Below are 21,556 nucleotides of genomic sequence, written 5' to 3'. Positions count from 1 at the left end.
TCCCTCCCTCAGGAGCCGTCATGAACCCCACCACTCCCCTCGGCGTGCGACGCCGGACGGCCGGCTCGCTCATCGCCCTGGGCGCCCTGCTCGCCGGGTCCTTCACCGCCGCCACGGCCACCCCGGCCGACGCCGCCGAGACCCTGCTCTCCCAGGACCGCACCGCCACCGCCTCCTCCTCCGAGGGCGCCTTCACCGCCTCCGCCGCCGTCGACGGCGACCTCACCGGCACCCGCTGGGCCAGCGGTTGGAGCGACGACCAGTGGCTCCAGGTCGACCTGGGCCGCACCTCCGAGGTCAGCCGCGTCTCGCTGCGCTGGGAGGCCGCGTACGGCAAGGCGTACGACATCCAGCTCTCCGACAACGGCACCGATTGGCGCACGGTCCGCTCCGTGACCGCAGGCGACGGCGGCACCGACGACCTCACCGTCTCCGGCAGCGGCCGTTACGTGCGGCTCAAGGGCATCACCCGCGCCACCGGATACGGCTACTCCCTCTGGGAGTTCCAGGTCTACGGCGGCGACAGCGGCCCCGCTCCCGGCGGCGCCGTGCGCGTCACCGGCGGCCAGGGCGCCTGGCAACTGACCGTCGGCGGTCAGCCCTACACCGTCAAGGGCGTCACCTGGGGCCCCGCGATCGCGGACGCCGGACGCTACATGCCCGACGTGCGGTCCATGGGCGTCAACACCATCCGCACCTGGGGCACCGACGGCGGCACCAAGCCGCTCCTGGACTCCGCGGCCGCCCACGGCATCCGTGTGATCAACGGCTTCTGGCTCCAGCCGGGCGGCGGCCCGGGCTCCGGCGGCTGCGTCGACTACGTCACGGACACGACGTACAAGAACAACTCACTCGCCGAGTTCGCCAAGTGGGTCGAGACCTACAAGTCGCACCCGGCCACCCTCATGTGGAACGTCGGCAACGAGTCGGTGCTCGGCCTCCAGAACTGCTACGGCGGCGCCGAGCTGGAGGCGCAGCGCAACGCGTACACGGCCTTCGTCAACGACGTCGCCAAGAAGATCCACTCCATCGACCCCGACCACCCGGTGACCTCCACCGACGCCTGGACCGGCGCCTGGCCGTACTACAAGCGCAACGCGCCCGACCTGGACCTGTACTCGATGAACGCCTACGGCGACATCTGCGGGGTGCGCCAGGACTGGGTGGACGGCGGCTACACCAAGCCGTACATCATCACCGAGACCGGCCCGGCCGGCGAGTGGGAGACACCGAAGGACGCCAACGGCGTGGCCGAGGAGCCCACCGACGTGCAGAAGGCGGAGGGCTACACCCGTGCCTGGAACTGTGTCACCGGCCACCGGGGCGTCGCCCTCGGCGCGACCGTGTTCCACTACGGCACCGAGCACGACTTCGGCGGCGTCTGGTTCAACCTGCTGCCCGACGGCCTCAAGCGACTGTCGTACTACGCGGTGAAGAAGGCGTACTCGGGCTCGACCGCGGGCGACAACACCCCTCCGGTCATCAGCGACATGACCGTCACCCCGACCGGATCGGCGTCGGCGGGAGGCGAGTTCACCGTCCGCGCGAGCATCGCCGACCCCGACGGCGACGCCGTCACCACGAAGATCTTCCTGAGCGGCAACTACGCCAACGGCGACAAACGGCTCGTCGAGGCACCCCACCGCGCCCTGGGCGGCGGCGCGTTCGCCGTCACCGCGCCGGACAAGCTGGGCGTCTGGAAGGTCTACGTCCAGGCCGAGGACGGCCGCGGCAACGCGGGCATCGAGACCAAGTCGGTCCGGGTCGTGGCCCCGCCGGTCACCGGCACCAACCTCGCCCTCAACCGGCCCACCACCGCCTCCTCCTTCCAGCAGTCCTACGGCGACTGCCCCTGCCCCGCCACCAACGCCACCGACGGCAACCAGAACACACGCTGGGCCAGCGACTGGAGCGACCCGCAGTGGATCCGGACGGACCTGGGCTCCGTGCGGTCCCTCCGCACGATCCAGCTGGTGTGGGACCCGGCGTACGCCCGCTCCTACGAGGTCCAGGTCTCCGACGACGGCAGCACCTGGCGCACGATCCACAGCACCGCCGGCGGAAACGGTGACATCGACACCGTCGACGCGGCGACCCAGGCCCGCTACGTACGGCTCCAGCTCACTGCGCGCGGCACCGGCTGGGGCTACTCGCTCCACGAGTTCGGCGTCTACGGCTGATCCCGCCCCACCGGCTCTCCCGACCCTTCCCCGCGTCGGCCCGGACGTCCCTGACGGCGTCCGGGCCGACGCCTTGCCCCGAGGAGTGTGACCGTCCTTGACCACGACCGCCCCGTCCAGCGGCACCGGCAGCGCCGACGAGGAGTCGCTGATCGCGCGCCTGCCCCCGGACTTCCGCTTCGGCGCGGCGACCTCCGCCTTCCAGATCGAGGGCGCGGCCGACGAGGACGGCCGTACGGCGTCCATCTGGGACACCTTCTGCCGCGTCCCGGGCGCCGTCGCGAACGGGGACACCGGCGACCTCGCCTGCGACCACTACCACCGCATGCCCGAGGACGTGGCCCTGCTCGCCGGTCTCGGCCTGGACTCCTACCGGTTCTCCGTGTCCTGGCCCCGGGTCCAGCCCGGCGGCCGGGGCCCCGCCAACCCGGCGGGCCTGGGCTTCTACGACCGTCTGGTCGACGAACTCCTCGCGCACGGGGTGACACCGTGGCTGACCCTGTACCACTGGGACCTGCCGCAGGAGCTCCAGGACGCCGGGGGCTGGCCGGCCCGGGACACCGCGTTCCGCTTCGCCGACTACGCCGAGCTGGTCCACGAGCGCCTCGGCGACCGGGTCGAGCACTGGACGACGCTCAACGAGCCGTTCTGCTCGGCCGTGCTGGGCCATGTCGAAGGCGTGCACGCCCCGGGCGGCCGTTCCCTCGGCGAGGGGGTGCGGGCGGTCCACCACCTGCATCTCGGTCACGGGCTCGCGGTACAGAGGCTGCGCGCCGCCGCGAAGCGCCCGCTGGACCTCGCCGTCACCCACCTCCTGGGCACCGGCGACCCCGCCACCGCGCACCCGGCGGACGTGGCGGCCGCCCGCCGCGCCGACGCCTTCGGGTTCCGCTTCTACCTGGACCCGATCCTGCGCGGCGGCTACCCGGCCGACCTGATCGGCGACCTGGCCGCGCGCGGCATCGAGATCCCCGTCCGTGAGGGCGACCTGGAGACCATCGCCACTCCCGTCGACACCCTGGGCGTCAACTACTACCGCTCGATGCGGTTCTCCGGCACCGACGAGCAGGGCGCCACCACCGACGCCGAAGGCCTCCCGGTCACCCGCGCCCTCCCCCACGGCGGTCTGCCCCTGACCGGCCTCGGCTGGGAGGTGATGCCGCACGACCTCACGGCCCTGCTGCTGCGCGTCTCCCGCGACTACCCCGGCGTCCCCATGGTCGTCACGGAGAACGGGGCGGCGTACGAGGACCGCCCCGACGCGCACGGGTTCGTCGAGGACACCGACCGCACGGCCTATCTGTCCGCCCACCTCGCCGCCGTCGCCCGCGCCCACGCCCGAGGCGCCGACGTACGCGGCTACTTCGCCTGGTCCCTCCTCGACAACTTCGAGTGGGCGTACGGCTACGACCAGCGCTTCGGCCTGGTCCGCGTCGACTACGCCACACAGCGGCGCACCCCGAAGCGCAGCGGGCTATGGCTGGGCGAGACGGCACGGCGGTCTCGCGCCCGGCGGGCCGCCGACTGACCGGGCGCCGTCAGGAGCTCGCGCAGAAAGCCGTCAGAGGAGCTCGCGCAGAAAGAAGCCGACCGCGTCCGCGCCCACCCGCACGCGTGCGGTCGGGTCCGCGGGTTCGGGCTCGATGAAGTCGTCGTGGCGCACGGCGGGCCCGACCGAGCGGCCCCGGGCTCCGGGGATGTGCTCCATGTACGGCCCGGTGTCGGGCTCGTACGGGGCGATCGTGTCGGCGCCGCCCCAGCGCACCTCCACCGGCACACGCACCGCCCGCAGGCTCTCCGCCGTCAGAATCCCCCCGTTGCTGGGCGCGACCTGGAACACGGCACGCACCCGCGGGTCGGACAGGTCGGCCGCGGCAGTGGCCAGGAGGGTGTCGAGTTCCTCCGGCGACCACCCGGCCGCCGTCCTCAGCAGGGCCTCCTGAAGGCCGGGCGAGAACCCGGTGGCGCCGACCGGTCCCAGCGGCCGCTCGGAGGCCAGCACATCGAGCACCTAGGACAGGTCACGGGGCCGCTCCCAGAGGAAGCAGAAGCCCTCCGGCTCGTAGCCGTCGACGAAGTTGTTGCCGTGGTGGTCGACGGCGGCCACCCGGAACCCCACCTCGACGAGCGGGCCGACCAGCCATTCCATCGCCCCGCCGGAGCCACCGGTGGCGTGCGAGACGAGGACCAGCGGCGCGGGCTCGGCGACCGGACGCGGCGGCTCCCAGACATACAGCCGGACGGGACGGGCACGGCCCGGCTCGCGAAGATCGCGGCGCGAGTTGTCGTGGAGGGGTCGCGTCCACGTCGCCGCCGGTCCGATGATCGTCATGGCCACAGCGTAGGGCGGCCCGGCGGACTCGGTGGTGCTTTCCGTGGTGACCACGGATGCCGCCTCCCGCCGCACGCGAGAGGCTGTGAGCACCAAGGACGGACCACAACGAGGGAGACACGATGAGCGCCGCCGAGAAGGGCACGTACGAGGGGTTCACGGCCGAGGAGCGGGCCGCGATGAAGGAGCACGCCCAGGAGGCGAAGAAGGCCGCGCGCCGCGGCTCCCGCGCGGAGAAGGAGGCCGAGGCGGCCCGGGACGTGCTGGCGAAGATCGCCGAGATGGAGGGCCAGGACCGGGTCCTGGCCGAGCGCGTGCACGCCCTGGTCACCGAGAACGCCCCGCAGCTCGCGCCGAAGCTCTGGTACGGCATGCCCGCCTACGCCCTGGACGGCAAGGTCCTCTGCTTCTTCCAGAGCGCCGCGAAGTTCAAGGCCCGCTACGCCACGCTCGGGTTCAACGACCCGGCGCAGCTGGACGACGGCTCCATGTGGGCCACCACCTTCGCGCTGACCGACGTGACCGACGAGGTGGCCGGGCGGATCGCGGAGCTGGTGAAGCGGTCGGTGGGCTGACGGCCGTACGGCGGCGTCAGGGGGCGGGGAGGCAGTGGACGACGTGCCGGTGCACCTCGTTGTTGGCGAAGCCGCCGCGGTTCCACGGAGGCCGGTCGGGCTGCCGGTTGCCGCGTGCGTCGGTGGCCCGCGCGCCGAGCAGATGCCGCCCCGGTTCGGCGGTCCAGCTCAGCCGCCACCGGCGCCAGGCCCAGCGGTGCGCGCTGCCGGCGGGCGGGGGCTCCAGCTCGGCGGGCCGCCAGGTGGCGCCGTCGTCCGTGGTCACCTCCACGGCGGTGACGGGCGCCCGCCCCGACCAGGCGCGCCCCTCCAGCTCGACGGGGCCCGGCCGGACGACCCGGGCCCGTGACATGAAGTCGGGGAACCCGGGCGGCAGCAGCAGGGCGCGCGGCGCGATCCGGGTGACGGCCTCGCCCTCGTCCCCGGCCTCCCGCCGCAGCCGGTAGGCCACGGCCTGCTGGAAGCCGGTGAACGGGGTACCGCTGACGGTGACGGCGCGCAGCCACTTCACATGGGCCATGCCGTACCAGCCCGGCACGATCAGCCGCAGCGGGTGGCCGTGCTGGGGCGGCAGCGGAGCCCCGTTCATGCTGTGGGCGACGAGTACGTCGTCCTCCTCGCCCAGGGCCACCTCCAGGGGCAGCGCACGCCGGTAGTCCTGCTCGACACCGCGTTCGACGCCGTGGTCCGCGCCGGTGAACACCACGTCCACGGCGTCCTCGGCGACACCGGCCTCGGTGAGCAGGTCGCGCAGCGGAACCCCGGTCCAGTCGGCCGTGCCGACGGCGTCCGTCAGCCAGGGCTGGCTCACGGGCCGGGGAGACAGCAGGGCGCGGCCGTTGCCCGCGCACTCCAGGGTCACGCGCCGGGTGACGGCCGGGCGGGCCCGCAGCTCGGCGAGATCGAGGGTCAGGGGGTGGCGTACCCGGCCGTCGACGGTCAGGGTCCAGGTCCGGTCGTCCGCGGCCGGGATGTCGTAGTGGGTCAGGACGTAGTGCAGTCCCGGTGGGGTGACGTCGTAGCGCAGGGCTTCGAGCGGCAGTCCGTGATTGCGTGCGGCCAGGGCGAGTTCCTCCCGGCTGATGCCTTCCTCCGGGCCGGCCGTCCGCGCGGGAGCGCTGACGTCGCTGAGACGCTGCCCCATGCGTCAAGTCTGCGCCCGCCCGGCCGGGGTCCACCACCGCACGGGCCGGCGCGGGCCGTCCGGTCACGCGGGGTGCGCGACGTGGTCGGGGCCGGTCCGCCGCCTCCGGCCTGCGGAAATCCCTGGCGCGGCCGGGTGGGCAGGCCCGAGACTCGTCCCATGGCGGATATGAGGTCGTTCGGGGAAGCGGTCGTCGCGTGGGCAGCGGGCGGGCCGGGCGACCGGGCGCGCGAGCTCGCCGGACAGCTGGAGGTCCGCACGGTCGTCCTGCTCGAGGGGCCGAGCGACGCCGCGGCGGTCGACGTCCTCGCCGCCCGGCGCGGCCGGGACCTCGCCGCCGAGGGTGTCTGTGTGCTGTCGATGGGCGGCGCGATGAACGTCGGCCGTTTCGCCGGTCTCCTCGGCCCGACCGGCCTGGGGCTCGCGCTCACCGGCCTGTGCGACGAGGCGGAGCGCGGCTACTACGCCCGCGGCCTGGACCGGGCGGGTGCGGCGGACCGGCGGTTCTACGTCTGCACGGCGGATCTGGAGGACGAGCTGATCCGGGCGCTCGGCGTGGACCGGGTGACAGAACTGGTCCGCGCGGAGGGCGAGGTCCGCCCCCTGGAGACCTTCCTGCGCCAGCCCGCCCAGCAGGGCCGCCCCGCCGGCCAGCAGCTGCGCCGCTTCTTCGGTACGAAGAAGGGCCGCAAGATCCGCTACGGCTCGGTCCTGGTCGAGGCGCTCGACCTCGACGCCGTACCCGAACCGCTCGACGGGTTGCTCGCGGGTCTGTGAGCGGAGCGCACATCCGCGCCCCGATCCCGGGTCCGGGTCCGGGTCCCCTCAGGGTCCGGGTCCGATCCGATTCCGTAGCACAATCCGTCCATGGGAACCGACATCCACGGGTTCGTCGAGTACCGCGCCAAGGCCGGGTGGCGGACCGGCGGTTCGCTGGCCGCCCTCGGGATGGGCCGGGACTACGACGGGTTCGTCTGCCTGTTCGGGGTGCGGGACTTCGGCTGCCGGTGGCGACCGGTCGTCGGGCAGCGGGGGCTGCCCGACGACGTGTCGGACGTGGTCCGGGCGGAGCACGCGTCATGGGGTGACGCCGCGTTCGGAGCCACGTGGCTGGGGTGGGACGAGGTGCTCGGCGTCGACTGGGACGAACCCTCGCTGCCCCGGGGAGCCGGAGTCTCGCGCTACCGCCGCGAGCCCGACGGAACGCTGCGGCTGCTCCGTCGGCACGACTGGAGCCGGGCGTTCGGCCGGGCCAGCGGGGTCGACACCCTGACCACCGACCCGGACCTGGCCGGTGAGCTGTGGGACGAGGGTGCCGAGTGGGACACCGGCGGCACCGTGTTCCGCGTCGAACGGGCCCGCCGCCGCGACATGGTCCCCGCCGACGGCCCCTGGGGTCCCGTCTGGGACGTCATGCGCACCCTGGCCGGGAGCCACGGCGACGCCCGGGTCCGTCTGGTCGTCTGGTTCGACGAGTAGACGGACGGGCGTACGTCCGGGCTCCCGGCCGGGACCCGCTCCCCCTCGGGGTCAGGCGGCCTGCCACAGGGCAGGCACGTACGGGGGTTCCCAGCCCGGCTGGGCCGTGTGGGTCTGGAGGCAGAGGTACGTGCGGCCCCCGTAGGTGACGCGGTCGCCGCCGCGGTACGTGGCACCGACGGTCCATGTACCGCCCGGCGTCGGGGTGGGGCTGGGTCCGGGGCCGGGGTCCTGGGGTACGGGGAGGACGAAGTCGAAGGCGGCTTCCCGGCCGCCGCCGCCCGCGTCCCGTACGGCCATGATCAGCCGCGGGTCGAAGATCGTGTCGGTGTTGTTGCGCGGCTCGTTCGGGAAGTACAGCTGCGTGGTCAGCACGGGCCGGTTCGGCGCCTGGACCTTGACGTGGATGTGCCGGGTACGGCCGGGGTAGAGGCCGGGCACGATCGTGGTCAGGGCGAAGGAGCCCCGCGAGTCGGTGAACTGATGGCCGCGCAGCCGGAACCCGGTGTTGTCGTAGGCCCCGTTGGTGTCGGCCTGCCAGAAGTCCACCAGGGCGCCGGCGATCGGACGGCAGGCGAGGCCGAAGACATAGCCGGAGACGGTCAGCCGCGTGCCGGGCATGCCCGGCTCGAGGAGGCTGGTGCGCTGGGGCGAGCGGGGCTTGAAGTAGGGGCCCTCGGTCTGCGACGGAGTGGGGTCGTCGCCGTCGTCGCAGGGCGGGGTGAGCTCGGGCGAGGAGCCGGTCTCGGCGAAGGTGCGCGCCAGCGCCGGGCCGCCGAGCATGGCGGCGGGTATGGCGGCGGTCGCCGCGAGTGCCGCGCGCAGCACGGTCTTTCGGGGGATCGCGCGTTCGGGGTTCGTCTCGCTGTCCATTGCTGCTCCTTGTGGGGGCGGAGGATCGGCAACGAACCTAGGCGTGCGGCCTGGGAGCTTCGATGGACGGATGACGGCGGCTGTGGTGTTTTCGGAAGGCGCCGGGGCTGGTGCCCGTCTCCCTGCGGAAGAAGCGGCTGAAGTAGGCGGGGTCGGCGAATCCGGTGCGCGCCGCGACCTGCCGTACGGACAACTCGGTGTGGGCGAGCAGCTGTTGGGCCTGGTACGCGCGGGCCTCGATCAGCAGCCGGCCCGGGCTGCGGCCGGTCGCCGCCCGGACGGCCTGGGTGAGGTAGCCGGGCGTGACGCCGAGGTGTCCCGCGCACTCCCTCACCGTCCAGCCCGCCGCCTGGGGGCCGGCGATCAGCCGTGTGAAGGCGTCGGCCAGGGCGGTCGGCCGGCCGGGCGACGGCGGACGCTCGCCGACCCGTCCGGGCAGCCGGTCGGCGCGGACGACGAGGACGTGCAGCAGCGACCGCAGTACGCTCTCGAAGCCGGGGTCGCGCCGCCGGTGCTCCCCCACCAGCTCGGCCATCAGCCTCCCCGTGCGCGCGTCGTCCTCGGGGTCCAGCGCGAACCAGCAGCGCTCGCCCAGCCGCCGCAGCACCTCGCGGTCCTCGGGGTGGTCCACCAGGAAGTCGTCGGTGAACAGCACGAGCGTGCCGTCCAGGTCGCGGCCGCCCTCCCAGTGGTGCACCTGCCCGGGGCTGATCACGGCGAGGTGCGGCGGGCGTACCGGCCAGCGGGCGAGGTCGACCACGTGCGTGCCGGAGCCGGCGGTGACGTGCACGATCTCGTGGAAGGTGTGCCGGTGCGGGTCCTCGGCCCGCGACAGCGGGCCCACCTCGTCGAAGGACCCCGCGGCGAACGGCGCTGCGCCGGGGACGACCTCGAGGCGGTGCAGGGGCACGTCCCCGGGCGGCGGCTCGGGACAGGGAGTCCCCGGTAAGACGGTGGTGGCACGCATCGGCTCTCCTCGCCACGACAGGTACAGACCAATCGGCAAGGTTCACACGATCCCACGCCGCGCCCTCGCGGGAAACGGCCCCGAACTCGCGGGAAACGACCCCAAAAAGAAACGGCAAGGAGTGATCCACTCCTTGCCACTCTCAACGTATAGCGCACGGGGGGACTTGCCGCAAGGCCCCCGTCCTGCCGCACAATCACAGGCCGAAGACCACAAGCTGTGCGAAGAGGAGTTCCACGAGTTGCGTTCGCTGTCGTCAGGAATCGTGTCCGGCGCCGGGTCCACCGGCCCCTTCGACCTGCCCGGCCGGCTCGCCGCGAAGGCCGACCCGACCCTCGTCGCCGAGGACGAGAAGCACTTCGCGGCCGTCGCGGAGAGTCTGGAGCAGGCGATCGCCGACGCCTCGCACCAGCTCGACCTCGTGCTGAGGGCGCCCGGCGGGGTGGGCCGGGCGGCGATGGACCGGGACGCCGAGGTGCACCGGCTCGCCGGACGGCTGAGGGCCCTGCGCCGCTTCGGGCTGGATCTGTGCCTCGGGCGGATCGTCGGCGCCGACGACGCCGAGCCCCTCTACATCGGACGGCTCGGCCTCACCGACAGCACCGGACACCGGCTGCTGGTCGACTGGCGCTCCCCCGCCGCCGAGCCCTTCTTCGCGGCCACCCACGCGAACCCCATGGGTCTGGCGAGCCGCCGCAGGTACCGCTGGAGCGGCGGTCTGATCAAGGACTACTGGGACGAGGTGTTCACCGCCGACGGCCTCGACCGGCACGCGGCCCTCGACGACCAGTCGGCGTTCATCGCCAGCCTGGGCGGCAACCGGTCCGCCCGGATGCGGGACGTGCTCGGCACCATCCAGGCCGACCAGGACGCGATCATCCGGGCCGGTTCGAAGGGCGCTCTGGTGGTGGACGGGGGGCCGGGCACGGGCAAGACCGTCGTCGCCCTGCACCGCTCCGCCTATCTGCTGTACTCCGACCCCCGCCTCGGCCACCGCAGGGGCGCCGTGCTGTTCGTCGGCCCGCACCAGCCCTACCTGGCGTACGTCGCCGACGTGCTGCCCAGCCTCGGCGAGGAGGGCGTGCAGACCTGCACGCTGCGCGATCTCGTGGCGGAGGGGGCCCGGGCGGGCGGCGAGAGCGACCCGGAGGTGGCCCGGCTGAAGTCGTCCGCCGCCATGGTGAGGGCGATCGAGCCGGCCGTCCGGTTCTACGAGGAGCCGCCCACCGAGGGCATGACGGTCTCCACGCCCTGGGCGGAGATCCGGCTCGATCCCGAGGACTGGGCCGAGGCGTTCCGCGCGCCCGCGCCGGGTACCCCGCACAACGAGGGGCGTGACCAGGTCTGGGAGGAACTGGTCACGATCCTGCTGGACAAGGCCGGCGGAAAGGTCCCGGCCGATCTGTTCCGCCGGGCGCTGCTGCACGATCAGGAACTCGTCGACACCCTGGACCGCGCCTGGCCGCTGCTGGAGGCCGCCGACCTGGTCGGGGACCTCTGGACGGTCCCGGCGTATCTGCGGCTGTGCGCTCCCTGGCTCGACCGGGACGAGGTGCGCCGGCTCCAGCGCGCCGAGCCGCAGGCCTGGACGGTGTCGGACCTGCCGCTGCTGGACGTGGCGCGGCAGCGGCTCGGCGACCCGGCGGCCACCCGGCGCAGACGGCGGCGCGAGGCGGCGCTCGCCGCCCAGCGTGAGCGCATGGCCGGCGTCATCGCGAGCGTCCTCGCGGCCGACGACGACGGCGAAGGCGCGGTGACCATGCTGATGGGGGACGATCTCCAGAACAGCCTGGTCGACGAGGCCGCGCTGCCCGCCGAGCGGCCCGACCTGCTCGCCGGGCCGTTCGCGCACGTCGTCGTGGACGAGGCCCAGGAACTCACCGACGCCGAGTGGCAGATGCTGCTCCAGCGCTGCCCGTCCCGCAGCTTCACGATCGTCGGGGACCGGGCCCAGGCCCGGCACGGCTTCACCGAGTCGTGGCGGGAACGGCTGGAGCGGGTCGGTCTCGACCGGGTCGACATCACCTCGCTCGGCATCAACTACCGCACCCCTCGGGAGGTCATGGCGGAGGCCGAGCCGGTCATCCGGGCCGTGCTCCCGGACGCGAACGTGCCCACCTCGGTGCGGAGCAGCGGGCTGCCGGTCGTCCACGGCTCCGTGACGGAACTGGACTCGGTCCTCGGCACCTGGCTCGAGTCCAACGCCGAGGGTGTCGCGTGCGTCATCGGCGATCCCACGTTCCGGGACACACCTCGCGTCCGTTCGCTGACGCCGGAGCTGTCCAAGGGGCTGGAGTTCGATCTCGTGGTCCTGGTCGACCCCGAGCGGTTCGGCGACGGCGTCGCGGGAGGCGTCGACCGCTATGTGGCGATGACCCGCGCCACGCGGCAGCTGGTCGTCCTCACGAGTTCCTGAGCCACCCCGAACGTTCGGCGGCGGTACGGCGTCACAGGTGCAGTCGAGATCGAAAGGGACTCCGCCATGACCCCCGTACCCCGCCGTGCACTCGCCGTTCTCGCCGCCGCACTGCTGGTCGGGTCGCTGTCCGCGTGCGGCGGCGACGGACAGGAGGCCGCGTCGCGGCCGCACTGGTCCGAGCCGGCCTCGTACGCGTACACCCTCAATTCCGGTATGGGGGAACGCGCGTTGATCGGACGCTTCCGGATCACGGTCGAGAACCACGAGGTCGCGCACGCACGCGGCCTCGACGACAGCGGCCGGCGTCTGGTCGCGAACTCCCCCGGCCAGGTGCCCACTCTCGGCGACCTCCTGAAGGAGCTGGACCGGGCGCGCGGCGAGGGCGCCGACACCGCGGAGGCCGAGTACGCCCCCGACGGCCGCCCGGAGCACATCACCCTGGACTGGGACACGAACGCGCTCGACGACGAGGCGGAGTACGTGATCAGCGGCTACGAGCCGGTGACCGGGTAGGTTCGCCCGGCACGCTGCTGTCGTCGCCCGCGGTCACATCACCGGGTGGCCCGCGTTGTCCGTGTGGTCGGCCTGGCTGGAGAACTTGTTCAGGAAGACGTCGTAGCGGCCGTCGGGGCGGCGGGAGAGGGTGGCGCCGTCCTGCCAGATGCCGTTCTCGTCCCACCACGGGGAGCCGGCCGGATCGCCCTGGTTCTGGTGGACGTTGTGCATGCCGAGGTCGCCCTCCGGATCGTCGGTGAACGGCTCCCCGAACACCAGCACCCGCCGGCCGGGCACCAGCATCGGTTCCAGTGCCGCGGCGGCGTCGACGTTGGAGCCCGCGTGCCAGGGCCGGGCGCCGAACAGGTCGAGGAGGTCCTGGAGCCAGGACGGGGGACGACGCTGGAACAGCACGCCCGAGCGGTCCACGAGCGCGGGGTGCCGCAGATAGTCCAGCGCTCCGGAGCCGGGCGCGGACACGAGGTCGTGGTACCCGGCCGCGAGGGTGGCGACCGGTCCGAGGGCGCCGGCGTTCAGGGTGAACGTCTTCCACTGCACGCCCACGTTGGACTTGTGGCTGTCGACGTCCACGGCGCAGTGGTAGCGCCCGCCGGGCGCGTCCACCTCGATGTTGACGTGGAACCAACGGCCCTGGTTGTCGGCCTGGTCGCGGTAGTGGCGGTGGAGTGTCCCGGACAGCACACCGTACTTTTCGAAGGGCATGCGGCCAGTGAACCCGTGGCCCGGCGGGCCGGGCGCGATCCCCTGCGGGTGTCCCCTCCGGGTGACCCGAATGGGTCCCTGAACGGAACACCGGCACAGGGAACGCCTGGACCGGGCGGGCGCGCCCCCGGCCGGTCCGGGCGTGGGCGCCGTGCGCGGCGCCCTGGTGTGTCAGGCGACCGGGGCGGACAGCTCCGCTCCGCGACCGGCTGTCGCGGTGGCGGGCCTCGGCTCCAGCACGCGTTCGGCGAGGGGACCGAAGAGCAGGCCGAGCGTCGCCCAGAGGATCACCTGGACTCCGAGGGAGGCCATGCGGAACTCCCACAGATCGGTGGCGGGGAAGCCCTTGGGAGCGTTCTCGCCGGACGGCAGGAACACCATGGCCACGGTCACGGCCGCCACGAAGGCCACCGCGGCGGCGATCGAGGCGTTCCAGTTGCCCCAGGCCGGGGCGAGGCGGCGGCCCAGCAGGACCGCCGCCGCGCCGAGCAGGACGCTCAGCGCGATCATCAGGAAGTACAGCGAGGTCCGCTGCCCGATGGTGTCGGGGTTGCCGACGGCGGGCGGCTGCGCCGGGAACTTCAGGGTGGGCACCAGGTAGACGGTGAGGAAGGCGGCCAGCGCGGTCAGCGCCGCCGTGGCCCGGGGACCGAAACGGCCTATGCGGCCCAGCGCGAAGCAGAACGCCAGGGCGGCGATGCCGCCGACGGCCACGCCGAAGACGAGGACGCCGGTCGCCAGTCCCGCGGTCGACTGCATCGACCTGCTGACCAACTCCTCCCCGCCGTGGGCGTGGTGGGAGTTCGCCTCCTCGAAGGCGATCGCCGCGTCGACCGGACCCTCGCCCACCACATAGGCGAACGCGAAGGCCAGTACGCCGGCGCAGAGGCCCGCGAGCATGCCGCGTACCAACAGGGCACGCACGATTGCGGAGTTCATCGGTGTGCGCTCCCCGTCAGTGGCAGGGGAAGCCGAGCAGGTGACGGCCGTCGTGCACCCACTCGTGCACACCCTCACCGGAGAAGACCGCGAAGGCACCCTGCTCGGCGCCGACGAAGTAGAGCAGGACGAGCATCAACAGGCCGAAGAACACGGCCCAGGGCAGGACGGCCCGGACGGGCAGCGGAGCCGCGGCGGGCAGGGCGGCGGGGGCAGGGGCGGCAGTGGACTGCGCCATGGCGAGACCTCCTCGGGAACACGCGTCCCGTGTCTGTGGAGCACTCGACGACGGCTTCGGGTCTGACTCACCGCCATCCTCCCGCCCCCGGTGGGGAGCAGGAGCCTGCGGCACACAGTGGCGCGACCGTGCCGGGTTTGCACCGGACTTCCGAAGCGCCGTCGTCTTCTGTTGTCGCCCAGATCGTAGAGGCAAGGGGCCCTTCAGCCAACATGGCGTGCGCCACCTACGATGGGTCGGCCCCGCGCCCGTCCGGCACGGCCCGGCCGTGCCCGATTTCGGTCCGTCCGGGCCCGGTTCCGTTCGGCCGGGCTCGATTCGGTCCGGTCCGGGTGGGCCCGGACCGCCGCCGATCCGGTCAGGAGGTCCCGCATGACGATCCGGCTCACGCTGCTGTGTGCCGCGGCGCCCGCCGGGCGGGAAGTGCGCTTCGCCGATTCCCCGCCGGACGAGGGGGCGCTGAGGCACGCCCGTGCGACGGCCGCGCATCTGTCCGCCCCCGGCCTGCGCCTGTGCGCGCCCTCGCTGCGGTGCCGTCGTACCGTCGAGGCGTTCGGCTGGGAGGCCGTGGCCGTCGAACCGGCCCTGCGGGACATGGAGATGGGCCGCTGGCTCGGCCGTACGCCCGAGGAGGTCGCGACCGCGGATCCCGCCGGGTTCGCGGCCTGGCTCGGCGACCCCTCGGCCGCGCCGCACGGCGGCGAGTCCGTGGCCGAGGCGTGCGGCAGGGTCGCCGCGTGGCTCGACGGGCTGCCGTCCGACGCGGGGCGGGTGGTGGCGGTGGTCGAGCAGGCCGTGGCGCGGGCCGCGGTCGTCCACGCGCTGGCCGCGCCGCCCGAGTCGTTCTGGCGCGTGGACGTGCCGCCGCTCGGCGGCGTCCGTCTCACGGGCCGGGCGGGGCGGTGGAATCTACGGCTGGACGGTGCCGTCGCCGCTCCGCCCTCCGCAGGCGGGGACGGCGGCTGAGCCACGGGGCGGGACGGCCGCCCGGACCTCTCGGGGTGTCCTCGAGGCACGGGCGGCCGGTAGGCAGTCGGTGACGCGGATCAGAGGCGCTCGAGGATCAGCCGGAACTTCTCGACCTCGGCGGACTGGCTCTCGACCACATCCGCGGCGAGGTTCTTCGCCGTGGCGTTGCGGCCGTTCTTGCGCTGGTCCTCCGCCATGGTGATGGCACCCTCATGGTGCTCGATCATCAACTCGGCGAACATCCGGTCGAAGGCGGTGCCCTGGGCGGCCCGGAGCTTCCGCATCTGATCGGCGGACATCATGCCGGACATCCCGGAGTGGTCCGAGGCGCCGGAGCCGTGGTGCATCCCGGGCATGCCCTGGTCGGCGGACTCGGGCCTGCCCCAGGCCTTCAGCCAGGCCCGCATGGTCCGGATCTCGGGGTCCTGGGCCTGTTCGACGGCGGTGGCCAGGGTCTTGATCTCCGCGTCGGAGGCCCGGCCGTCCGCGAGCCGGGCCATCTCCAGCGCCTGCTGGTGGTGCGGGATCATCGCCTGCGCGAACGTGACGTCGGCGTCGTTGAAGGCGCCGGGCGCCCGGGTGCCGGCCGCGGTCGGCGTGACGGAGGCGGAGGCGGAGCTGTCGCTCCCGTGGTGAGTGCCCTCCGTGTCGCCGTTGCCGCAGGCGGAGAGCAGCAGCCCGCCGGCGAGGACGGCGGCCACGATCGCCGCACGGCGGCGGCTCGGGGCAGGGGTGTGGACGGTCATGTGCGAAGTACCTCTTTCGTTCAGGTCTGTTCGGTGGGTGCGGAACGCGCCGGGTGCGCGGGCAGGACGGGCCCGCGCCGCGGTCGGGCCTATATCCGCAGTACCGAGAGCTGAGCGAGGAGGGGTATGGAGGGTGGCGGGGCGGAGCGCCGCCAAACGGCCGGGGCCCGGGCGAGCAGTGCCGCCAGGCCGTCCCTGCGGCCGGCCGCCGCGCACAGGAACAGCCCGAGCAGCCATCCGGTGAGCACGGCCACGCAGACGGGCAGCACGTCCATCACCGTCACGGGCTCGTCCGCCGACGGCGTACCCGGAGCCGGGTCGTCGGCCGCCGCCGCCATGCCGTCGTGGTGCGCGGCGGACGCGGCGTGGTGGACGCCGCTCGCAGCGGGGCCGGACGAGTGCTCCGGGTGGCCCAGGGTGTGCATGGCGAACACGCCGAGGACGAGCGTGGCGATGAGCAGGAGGTACCCGAAGGCTCCTCCCAGGCGCAGTCGCGTGCTCGTCTCCGACATGCCGTCATGCTACAAAGCCGCCTCCAGGACCGCCGCCGGGCACCCCCGGGCGAGAACGACGTCGTCTCCTCTGCCCCTCACAGCCTGCCGTCGACGGCAAGGGCCCCTTCCGTGTCCAGGCCGAGGCGGGCGGCCCAGGCCAGGGCCTCCTCGAAGCTCGCGTCCTTGTCCGCGAGCCGGGCCGCGGCGAGGGCGGACGGGGCCTTGGCCTCGTCCAGGACGGTCGCCCACTGGTCGGCCGTCAGGGCGAGGTAGCGCAGGCCGGTCAGGTCGGCGAGCGTGGCCGGGTCCGTGGTCTCGGCCGCCGAGAGGTCGAGCCCGCGCAACTGCGGCACGCTCCGCAGGGGCGCGAGGGCGAGGGGCGCGGTGGTGGTGAGCTCGAGGGAGGAGAGGTGGGGGTGATCCGCGAGCGGGGACAGGTCGCCCTCCGCGAGGGTGACGCGCAGGGACTCCACCGGCAGGGTGCGCAGCGGCGTCAGGTCGGTCGTCGTCGAGCGGTTGAGGTGCAGACGGCGGAGGCGGGGCGCGGCGGTCAGGGGCGCGAGGTCGACCGTGCCGGTGGCGTCGTTGACATGGATGGCCTGGAGGGCCGGCGGCACCTCGTCGGGGACGGCGCCGATGATCTGCCGGGTGCCGGAGCCGTCGCCGGGTTCGAGCAGGGTGAGGTAGTCGCCGTCCCGTTCGTAGCGGCCCTGCTCCAGGAGTTCGAGGGAGCGGCCGAGGAGTGCGGTGATCGAGTCGGCGACGTAGGCGGGGCCCTCGTCGTAGTCACGTCCGGTTCTGATGATCTGACCGGGGCGCCCGTCGCGAGCGGGTGCCGTGTCCACGGCCAGGTAGTTGCCGTCCTCGCTGGTGGCGAAGCGCAGCCAGCCCGGGTGGGCGCCGCAGCGGCGCACGGTGTCGGCGGGTGCCGTGTCGAAGACGACCGCCTTCCATTCCAGGTCCCAGCCGTACCAGGGCCGCTCCCCCGCGCTCCAGTCGACGTGCTCGGCGACCAGGCCGCGCAGCGGGAGCCAGAGGTTGTCGGCGATCAGATAGCCGCTGTCGTGCCCGGCGGATTCGCCGTCGGCGATCAGGTAGAGGGCGCGCAGGTCCGCGGGCAGCGGGCGGCCGAGGCGCCGCTCCGCCTCGGCCAGCTCGGCGGCCGTGGCGGGCGGGTTCAGTTCGTCACGGCGGCCGAGGATCTCGGCGCGCCGGTCGAGATAGGCGTGGAAGCGGGCCACGGCCAGGTCCGGGTCGCCCGAGGGCGGTGCGGTTCCGGCCTCCTGGGACAGGCCGGGCTGGGGCAGCCGGTAGTCGGGGTCCAGGACCGCCTGGAAGCCGCTCATCCCTCCGGTGACGCAGGCGACGGCGTCGTGGAAGGCGGTGAGCCGGAACTCGCCGGAGGCCCGGCAGCGTATCTCCATGCTCACCGGCTCCCAGCCGCGCTCCTCCCGCAACACCTCGGCCAGGGCCATCAGTTCCGTGTGCGGGTTGGGCAGGCTGGGGCCCCACGAGGTGCCGCGCGGGGCGTAGCCGCCCGTCACCGAGGAGCCGCCGCGTCCCGCGCGGGCGTGCATGACCGCCTCGGTCCAGCCCTGCGGGGCCTTCGCGACGATCGCCTCGACGATGGGCCGTACCGCCTGCTCGACCATGAGCCGCTCCCGTGCTGTTGACGCCGATGTTGATCAACATCATCGCAGGCGGCACTGACAACGCGTCGGCGGCTTCGGACGGTTCAGACGGTGCAGGCGGTTCAGACGGTTCAGACGGTTCAGACAGCGGATGTCGCCACCGCCGGGCCGAAGCCGATCAGGACGGCACCGGTGATCCGCCCGAGAGCCCTGCGGGGGCGCGGCCCGTGCAGCACCGGACCCGCCCTGTCCAGCAGCAGTACGCAGGTGCCGAGCCAGGCCACGCTGAGGACGACGTGGAGGAGGACCAGGAGCGTCATGGCCCAGGCGGCGGGGAGCCGGGGCTGGGCCAGGGTGGGCAGCAGGCCGGTGTGGAAGACGGCGATCTTCGGGTTGAGTTCAGCCTCGTACGGCGGACTCCCATCGGTCCAGCGGACGTTTCCGGCCTATAGTCGTCGGGGGAACCGAAGATTCAGCATGCCACCGCGAGGACGGCCGTGTTCGATCTGCACCGACTGCGTCTGCTGCGCGAGCTGAAGCACCGCGGCACCCTGGCCGCCGTGGCCTCGGCCCTTTCCTACGCCCCGTCCTCCGTCTCCCAGCAGTTGGCACAGCTGGAGGCGGAGGTGGGGGTGCCGCTGCTGGAGCCGGTCGGGCGGCGGGTGCGGCTGACCGAGCAGGCGGAGATCCTGGTCGCCCACACCGAGGCGGTGCTGGAGCGGCTGGAGCGGGCGGAGGCCGACATCGCGGCGTCGCTGACGGAGCTGACCGGGACGGTGCGCATCGCCGCGTTCCAGACGGCCGCGCTGGCGCTGGTCCCCACCGCGCTGGGGGTGCTGCGCGACGAACACCCCCGGCTGCGGGTCCAGGTCACCCAGGAGGAGCCGGAGAGGGCGCTCCCCGCGCTGCTGGCGCGGGACTTCGACCTGGTCGTCGCCGAGGAGTACCCGGGCGGCCCACGCCCTCGGCCCGCCGGGCTGGAGGAGGCGGAGCTGCTCGACGACTCGCTGCACCTCGCCCTGCCGGGCGACGGCCACGGGAAGGTCCCCGACGGCCCGTCGGCGGCGCTGCGTTCGGTGGCGGGCGGCCCCTGGGTGATGGAGCCCGAGGGCACGGCCGCCCGTCACTGGACCATGAACGTGTGCCGCGACGCGGGCTTCGAGCCGGACGTACGGTTCGAGACCACGGATCTGCTGCTGCATGTGCGGCTGGTCGAGCTGGGCCACGCGGCGGCGTTCCTGCCGGGCCTGGTCTGGGCCGGGCAGCCGCCGACCGTCGTGCTGCGCCGGCTGCCCCGGGGGCAGCGCGTCCGGCGCGTCTTCACGGTCGTACGGCAGGGGCGCGGCCGGCATCCGGCGGTCGTGGCGTGCCGGGACGCGCTGCGGCGGGCGGCGCGTTCCGTGGAGGAGTGGCCGGACTGAGGCGCGTGGCCGGTGGCGAAGGGCCGCGCTGGTCGGGCCCGGCGGAGGGGTTCCCGGCTCCGGGTCACCTCCGGCGCGGAAGCCGGCCGAGTCCGTTCGGGTCACACCCGGCGCAGGAGCCTGCCCGGTGCGGGTCCTGGCAGGCGCTGCTCGAACCAGACGATCTTGCCGCCGCTGACCCGGGTGACACCCCAGCGCAGGGCGAGCTGGTCGACGAGGAACAGGCCGCGGCCGCCCTCGTCGTCGAGCCGGGCGTGGCCGAGCCTGGGCAGTTGCGGGGAGTCGTCCCGGACCTCGACGCGCAGCACGTCGGTGCGCAGCAGCCGCAGGGTGAGCGGCCGGGTGGTCACGCGTATGGCGTTCGCGACGACCTCGGTGACCAGCAGCTCGGTGGTGTCGGTGAGGGGGTCCAGGCCCCACCGGTTCAGGGTCCTGCGGGCGAGGCGGCGGGCCTGGCTCGCGGTGCGCGGATGCGGGGTGAGGTACCAGTTGGCGGCGGTCTCGGGCCGCAGTCCCTCGAAGCGCGCGGCGAGCAGGGCGACGTCGTCCTCGCGGTCGCCCTCCTCCAGGGTGCCGAGGGCGGCCTCGCACAGCGGTTCCAGGGAGGGTGGCCCGTCGGTGCCGAGGGCGCGCAGCCGGTGGCGCAGCCGGGTCATGCCGGACTGGATGTCGGAGCCGCGGGACTCGACCAGGCCGTCGGTGTAGAGCAGGAGGGTGGAGCCGGTGGGAGCGGGCATCTCGGTGGTCTCGAAGTCGCCTCCGCCGACGCCGATCGGCACCCCCGACGGGAGGGTGAGGATCTCCGCGCTGCCGTCGCGGTGCAGCAGCAGTGGGGGCGGGTGCCCGGCGTTGGCCGTCAGCAGGCGCCGGGAGACGGGGTCGTAGACGGCGTAGAGGCAGGTGGCGAGGTGCTGGCTGCCCAGGCGGCCGGCCTGTTCGTCGAGGTGGTGCAGGACCTCGTGCGGGGGGAGGTCGAGCCCGGCCAGGGTCTGGACGACGGTGCGCAGCTGCCCCATGATCGCGGCCGAGGTCAGGGAGTGGCCCATGACGTCGCCGATGACGAGGGCGACCCGGTTGCCGGGCAGGGATATCGCGTCGTACCAGTCGCCGCCCACCTCCGCGGTCCGGGAGGCGGGCAGATAGCGGCTGGCCAGCCGGACGCCGACGAGCGCGGGCAGCGAGGGCGGCAGCATGGTGCGCTGGAGGGTGTCGGCGACGGACGCCTCCTGGCCGTGCAGCAGCGCCTTGTCGACGCCGAGCGCGGCGTGCGTGGCGAGCTGGGAGGCGACCAGGAGGTCGTCGGCGGTGTAGGCGTGGCGGCCCCGGTTGCGCAGCAGGGCGAGGCTGCCGAGGACGTGGTGGCGGCCGCGCAGGGGGGCGATGATCATCCGCCGTCCGGGGGGCGCCTCCTCGGCGAGGTCGGCGGAGGCCAGCAGCTCGGTGGCCGCGGCGGCGCAGCCGGGACCGTTGGCGAACACCGGGCGTCCGGCGCGCAGCAGCTTGGCCAGCGGGCCGGACAGGACGTGGGAGGGGGGCTCGGCGGTGGGTGCCGGGGTCCGGTGGACGGTGTGCAGCTTGAGCTGGGGCGGGCTCTCGGGCGGTCCGTCGTCGAGCGGCAGCGGGTCGTACAGGTGGACGACGGCCAGGTCGGCGAAGAGCGGCACCGCCGCCCGGCACAGCTCGGCCAGCGTCTCTTCGACGCTCAGCCCGCGGGCTATCCGCCGGGTGGCGGTGTCGAGGTAGCGCAGCCGGCCGGTGCCGGCGTCGCCCAGGGGACGCCCGCTCCGCTCCCGCCGGCCGCGGCCGGAGCCGTACCGCGCGCCGATCATCACAACACCGCCGTGTCTGCCTGTGTGCACGGACTTCCGTCCGCCGGTATCAGGCCGAGTGCCCCTTCGGCCCCGGCCGCATCTGCTGACATCGGTACGTGC

22 protein-coding genes are annotated in these 21,556 nt (G+C 73.7%); 9 read left to right on the top strand and 13 right to left on the bottom strand.

All coding sequences use genetic code 11. The features are described from left to right. The first annotated feature begins 20 nt into the window (after positions 1–20). Positions 21–2,180 carry a discoidin domain-containing protein gene (locus ACZ6SQ_RS09890; RefSeq protein ID WP_469558705.1) on the top strand — a complete coding sequence of 720 codons (2,160 nt, stop codon included), beginning with the start codon at positions 21–23 and terminating at the stop codon, positions 2,178–2,180. Between the two features lie 151 nt (positions 2,181–2,331). Continuing rightward, a complete protein-coding gene (locus ACZ6SQ_RS09885) occupies positions 2,332–3,708 on the top strand; it encodes a GH1 family beta-glucosidase (RefSeq protein ID WP_469558756.1) in 1,377 nt (458 codons plus the stop codon). A 33-nt stretch (positions 3,709–3,741) separates the two neighbouring features. On the opposite strand, the gene ACZ6SQ_RS09880 is transcribed toward ACZ6SQ_RS09885, so the two are convergent. Together ACZ6SQ_RS09880 and ACZ6SQ_RS09875 are read right to left on the bottom strand one after the other, a co-directional pair. Next, entirely contained in the window at positions 3,742–4,191 is a 450-nt protein-coding gene (locus ACZ6SQ_RS09880) for an alpha/beta hydrolase (protein ID WP_469558702.1), read from the bottom strand. Then, a complete protein-coding gene (locus tag ACZ6SQ_RS09875; protein ID WP_469558699.1) occupies positions 4,192–4,512 on the bottom strand; it encodes a hypothetical protein in 321 nt (106 codons plus the stop codon). Positions 4,513–4,634: 122 nt separating this feature from the next. On the opposite strand from ACZ6SQ_RS09875, the gene ACZ6SQ_RS09870 reads away from it, so the two are divergent. Next, positions 4,635–5,087 (top strand): iron chaperone, encoded by a 453-nt coding sequence (locus ACZ6SQ_RS09870; protein WP_469558696.1) that lies wholly within the window; start codon positions 4,635–4,637, stop codon positions 5,085–5,087. A gap of 16 nt (positions 5,088–5,103) precedes the next feature. On the opposite strand, the gene ACZ6SQ_RS09865 is transcribed toward ACZ6SQ_RS09870, so the two are convergent. Next, positions 5,104–6,231, bottom strand: coding sequence for a sulfite oxidase (locus tag ACZ6SQ_RS09865; protein ID WP_469558694.1), 1,128 nt, complete (start codon positions 6,229–6,231; stop codon positions 5,104–5,106). Positions 6,232–6,390: 159 nt separating this feature from the next. Between ACZ6SQ_RS09865 and ACZ6SQ_RS09860 the strand changes: the two genes are divergently transcribed. Both ACZ6SQ_RS09860 and ACZ6SQ_RS09855 read left to right on the top strand, forming a co-directional pair. Further along, the gene (locus tag ACZ6SQ_RS09860; protein WP_469558692.1) at positions 6,391–7,008 is read left to right on the top strand and encodes a TOPRIM nucleotidyl transferase/hydrolase domain-containing protein; all 618 of its coding nucleotides are present in this window, start codon (positions 6,391–6,393) and stop codon (positions 7,006–7,008) included. A 90-nt stretch (positions 7,009–7,098) separates the two neighbouring features. Further along, the gene (locus tag ACZ6SQ_RS09855) at positions 7,099–7,710 is read left to right on the top strand and encodes a hypothetical protein (protein WP_469558689.1); all 612 of its coding nucleotides are present in this window, start codon (positions 7,099–7,101) and stop codon (positions 7,708–7,710) included. Positions 7,711–7,761: 51 nt separating this feature from the next. Here the strand turns inward: ACZ6SQ_RS09855 and ACZ6SQ_RS09850 are convergent, their stop codons facing one another. Beyond that, entirely contained in the window at positions 7,762–8,583 is an 822-nt protein-coding gene (locus ACZ6SQ_RS09850; protein ID WP_469558687.1) for a dioxygenase family protein, read from the bottom strand. Between the two features lie 37 nt (positions 8,584–8,620). Continuing rightward, entirely contained in the window at positions 8,621–9,550 is a 930-nt protein-coding gene (locus tag ACZ6SQ_RS09845) for a helix-turn-helix transcriptional regulator (protein WP_469558684.1), read from the bottom strand. Positions 9,551–9,815: 265 nt separating this feature from the next. On the opposite strand from ACZ6SQ_RS09845, the gene helR reads away from it, so the two are divergent. Both helR and ACZ6SQ_RS09835 read left to right on the top strand, forming a co-directional pair. Beyond that, entirely contained in the window at positions 9,816–11,966 is a 2,151-nt protein-coding gene (gene helR, locus ACZ6SQ_RS09840) for an RNA polymerase recycling motor ATPase HelR (RefSeq protein WP_469558682.1), read from the top strand. Positions 11,967–12,032: 66 nt separating this feature from the next. After that, the gene (locus tag ACZ6SQ_RS09835) at positions 12,033–12,482 is read left to right on the top strand and encodes a DUF6174 domain-containing protein (protein WP_469558679.1); all 450 of its coding nucleotides are present in this window, start codon (positions 12,033–12,035) and stop codon (positions 12,480–12,482) included. Positions 12,483–12,515: 33 nt separating this feature from the next. Here the strand turns inward: ACZ6SQ_RS09835 and ACZ6SQ_RS09830 are convergent, their stop codons facing one another. The 3 genes from ACZ6SQ_RS09830 to ACZ6SQ_RS09820 form a co-directional block, all read right to left on the bottom strand. Further along, positions 12,516–13,187, bottom strand: a complete 672-nt coding sequence (locus ACZ6SQ_RS09830) for a DUF2278 family protein (protein WP_469558677.1) — start codon at positions 13,185–13,187, stop codon at positions 12,516–12,518. A gap of 171 nt (positions 13,188–13,358) precedes the next feature. After that, a complete protein-coding gene (locus tag ACZ6SQ_RS09825; RefSeq protein ID WP_469558675.1) occupies positions 13,359–14,126 on the bottom strand; it encodes a CbtA family protein in 768 nt (255 codons plus the stop codon). A gap of 16 nt (positions 14,127–14,142) precedes the next feature. Continuing rightward, on the bottom strand, positions 14,143–14,364 hold the full coding sequence (locus ACZ6SQ_RS09820; protein WP_386383920.1) for a CbtB domain-containing protein: 222 nt from the start codon (positions 14,362–14,364) through the stop codon (positions 14,143–14,145). Positions 14,365–14,736: 372 nt separating this feature from the next. On the opposite strand from ACZ6SQ_RS09820, the gene ACZ6SQ_RS09815 reads away from it, so the two are divergent. After that, a complete protein-coding gene (locus tag ACZ6SQ_RS09815) occupies positions 14,737–15,330 on the top strand; it encodes a histidine phosphatase family protein (RefSeq protein ID WP_469558672.1) in 594 nt (197 codons plus the stop codon). Positions 15,331–15,410: 80 nt separating this feature from the next. On the opposite strand, the gene ACZ6SQ_RS09810 is transcribed toward ACZ6SQ_RS09815, so the two are convergent. From ACZ6SQ_RS09810 to ACZ6SQ_RS09795, 4 genes are all read right to left on the bottom strand, one after another. After that, complete coding sequence (locus ACZ6SQ_RS09810; RefSeq protein ID WP_469558671.1) at positions 15,411–16,079, bottom strand: DUF305 domain-containing protein; 669 nt, start codon at positions 16,077–16,079, stop codon at positions 15,411–15,413. A gap of 89 nt (positions 16,080–16,168) precedes the next feature. Further along, positions 16,169–16,591, bottom strand: a complete 423-nt coding sequence (locus tag ACZ6SQ_RS09805; RefSeq protein ID WP_469558669.1) for a DUF6153 family protein — start codon at positions 16,589–16,591, stop codon at positions 16,169–16,171. A gap of 77 nt (positions 16,592–16,668) precedes the next feature. Beyond that, a complete protein-coding gene (locus tag ACZ6SQ_RS09800) occupies positions 16,669–18,225 on the bottom strand; it encodes an SMI1/KNR4 family protein (RefSeq protein WP_469558668.1) in 1,557 nt (518 codons plus the stop codon). 119 nt (positions 18,226–18,344) lie between these two features. Then, entirely contained in the window at positions 18,345–18,590 is a 246-nt protein-coding gene (locus ACZ6SQ_RS09795) for a LysE family transporter (RefSeq protein ID WP_469558753.1), read from the bottom strand. 111 nt (positions 18,591–18,701) lie between these two features. On the opposite strand from ACZ6SQ_RS09795, the gene ACZ6SQ_RS09790 reads away from it, so the two are divergent. Further along, a complete protein-coding gene (locus tag ACZ6SQ_RS09790) occupies positions 18,702–19,625 on the top strand; it encodes a LysR substrate-binding domain-containing protein (RefSeq protein ID WP_469558666.1) in 924 nt (307 codons plus the stop codon). Between the two features lie 101 nt (positions 19,626–19,726). Here the strand turns inward: ACZ6SQ_RS09790 and ACZ6SQ_RS09785 are convergent, their stop codons facing one another. Continuing rightward, positions 19,727–21,454 (bottom strand): ATP-binding SpoIIE family protein phosphatase, encoded by a 1,728-nt coding sequence (locus tag ACZ6SQ_RS09785; RefSeq protein WP_469558664.1) that lies wholly within the window; start codon positions 21,452–21,454, stop codon positions 19,727–19,729. Positions 21,455–21,556: the final 102 nt, after the last annotated feature.

Source organism: Streptomyces sp. NPDC048600, assembly GCF_055587025.1.
This window is presented reverse-complemented; position numbering and strand designations above follow the sequence as displayed.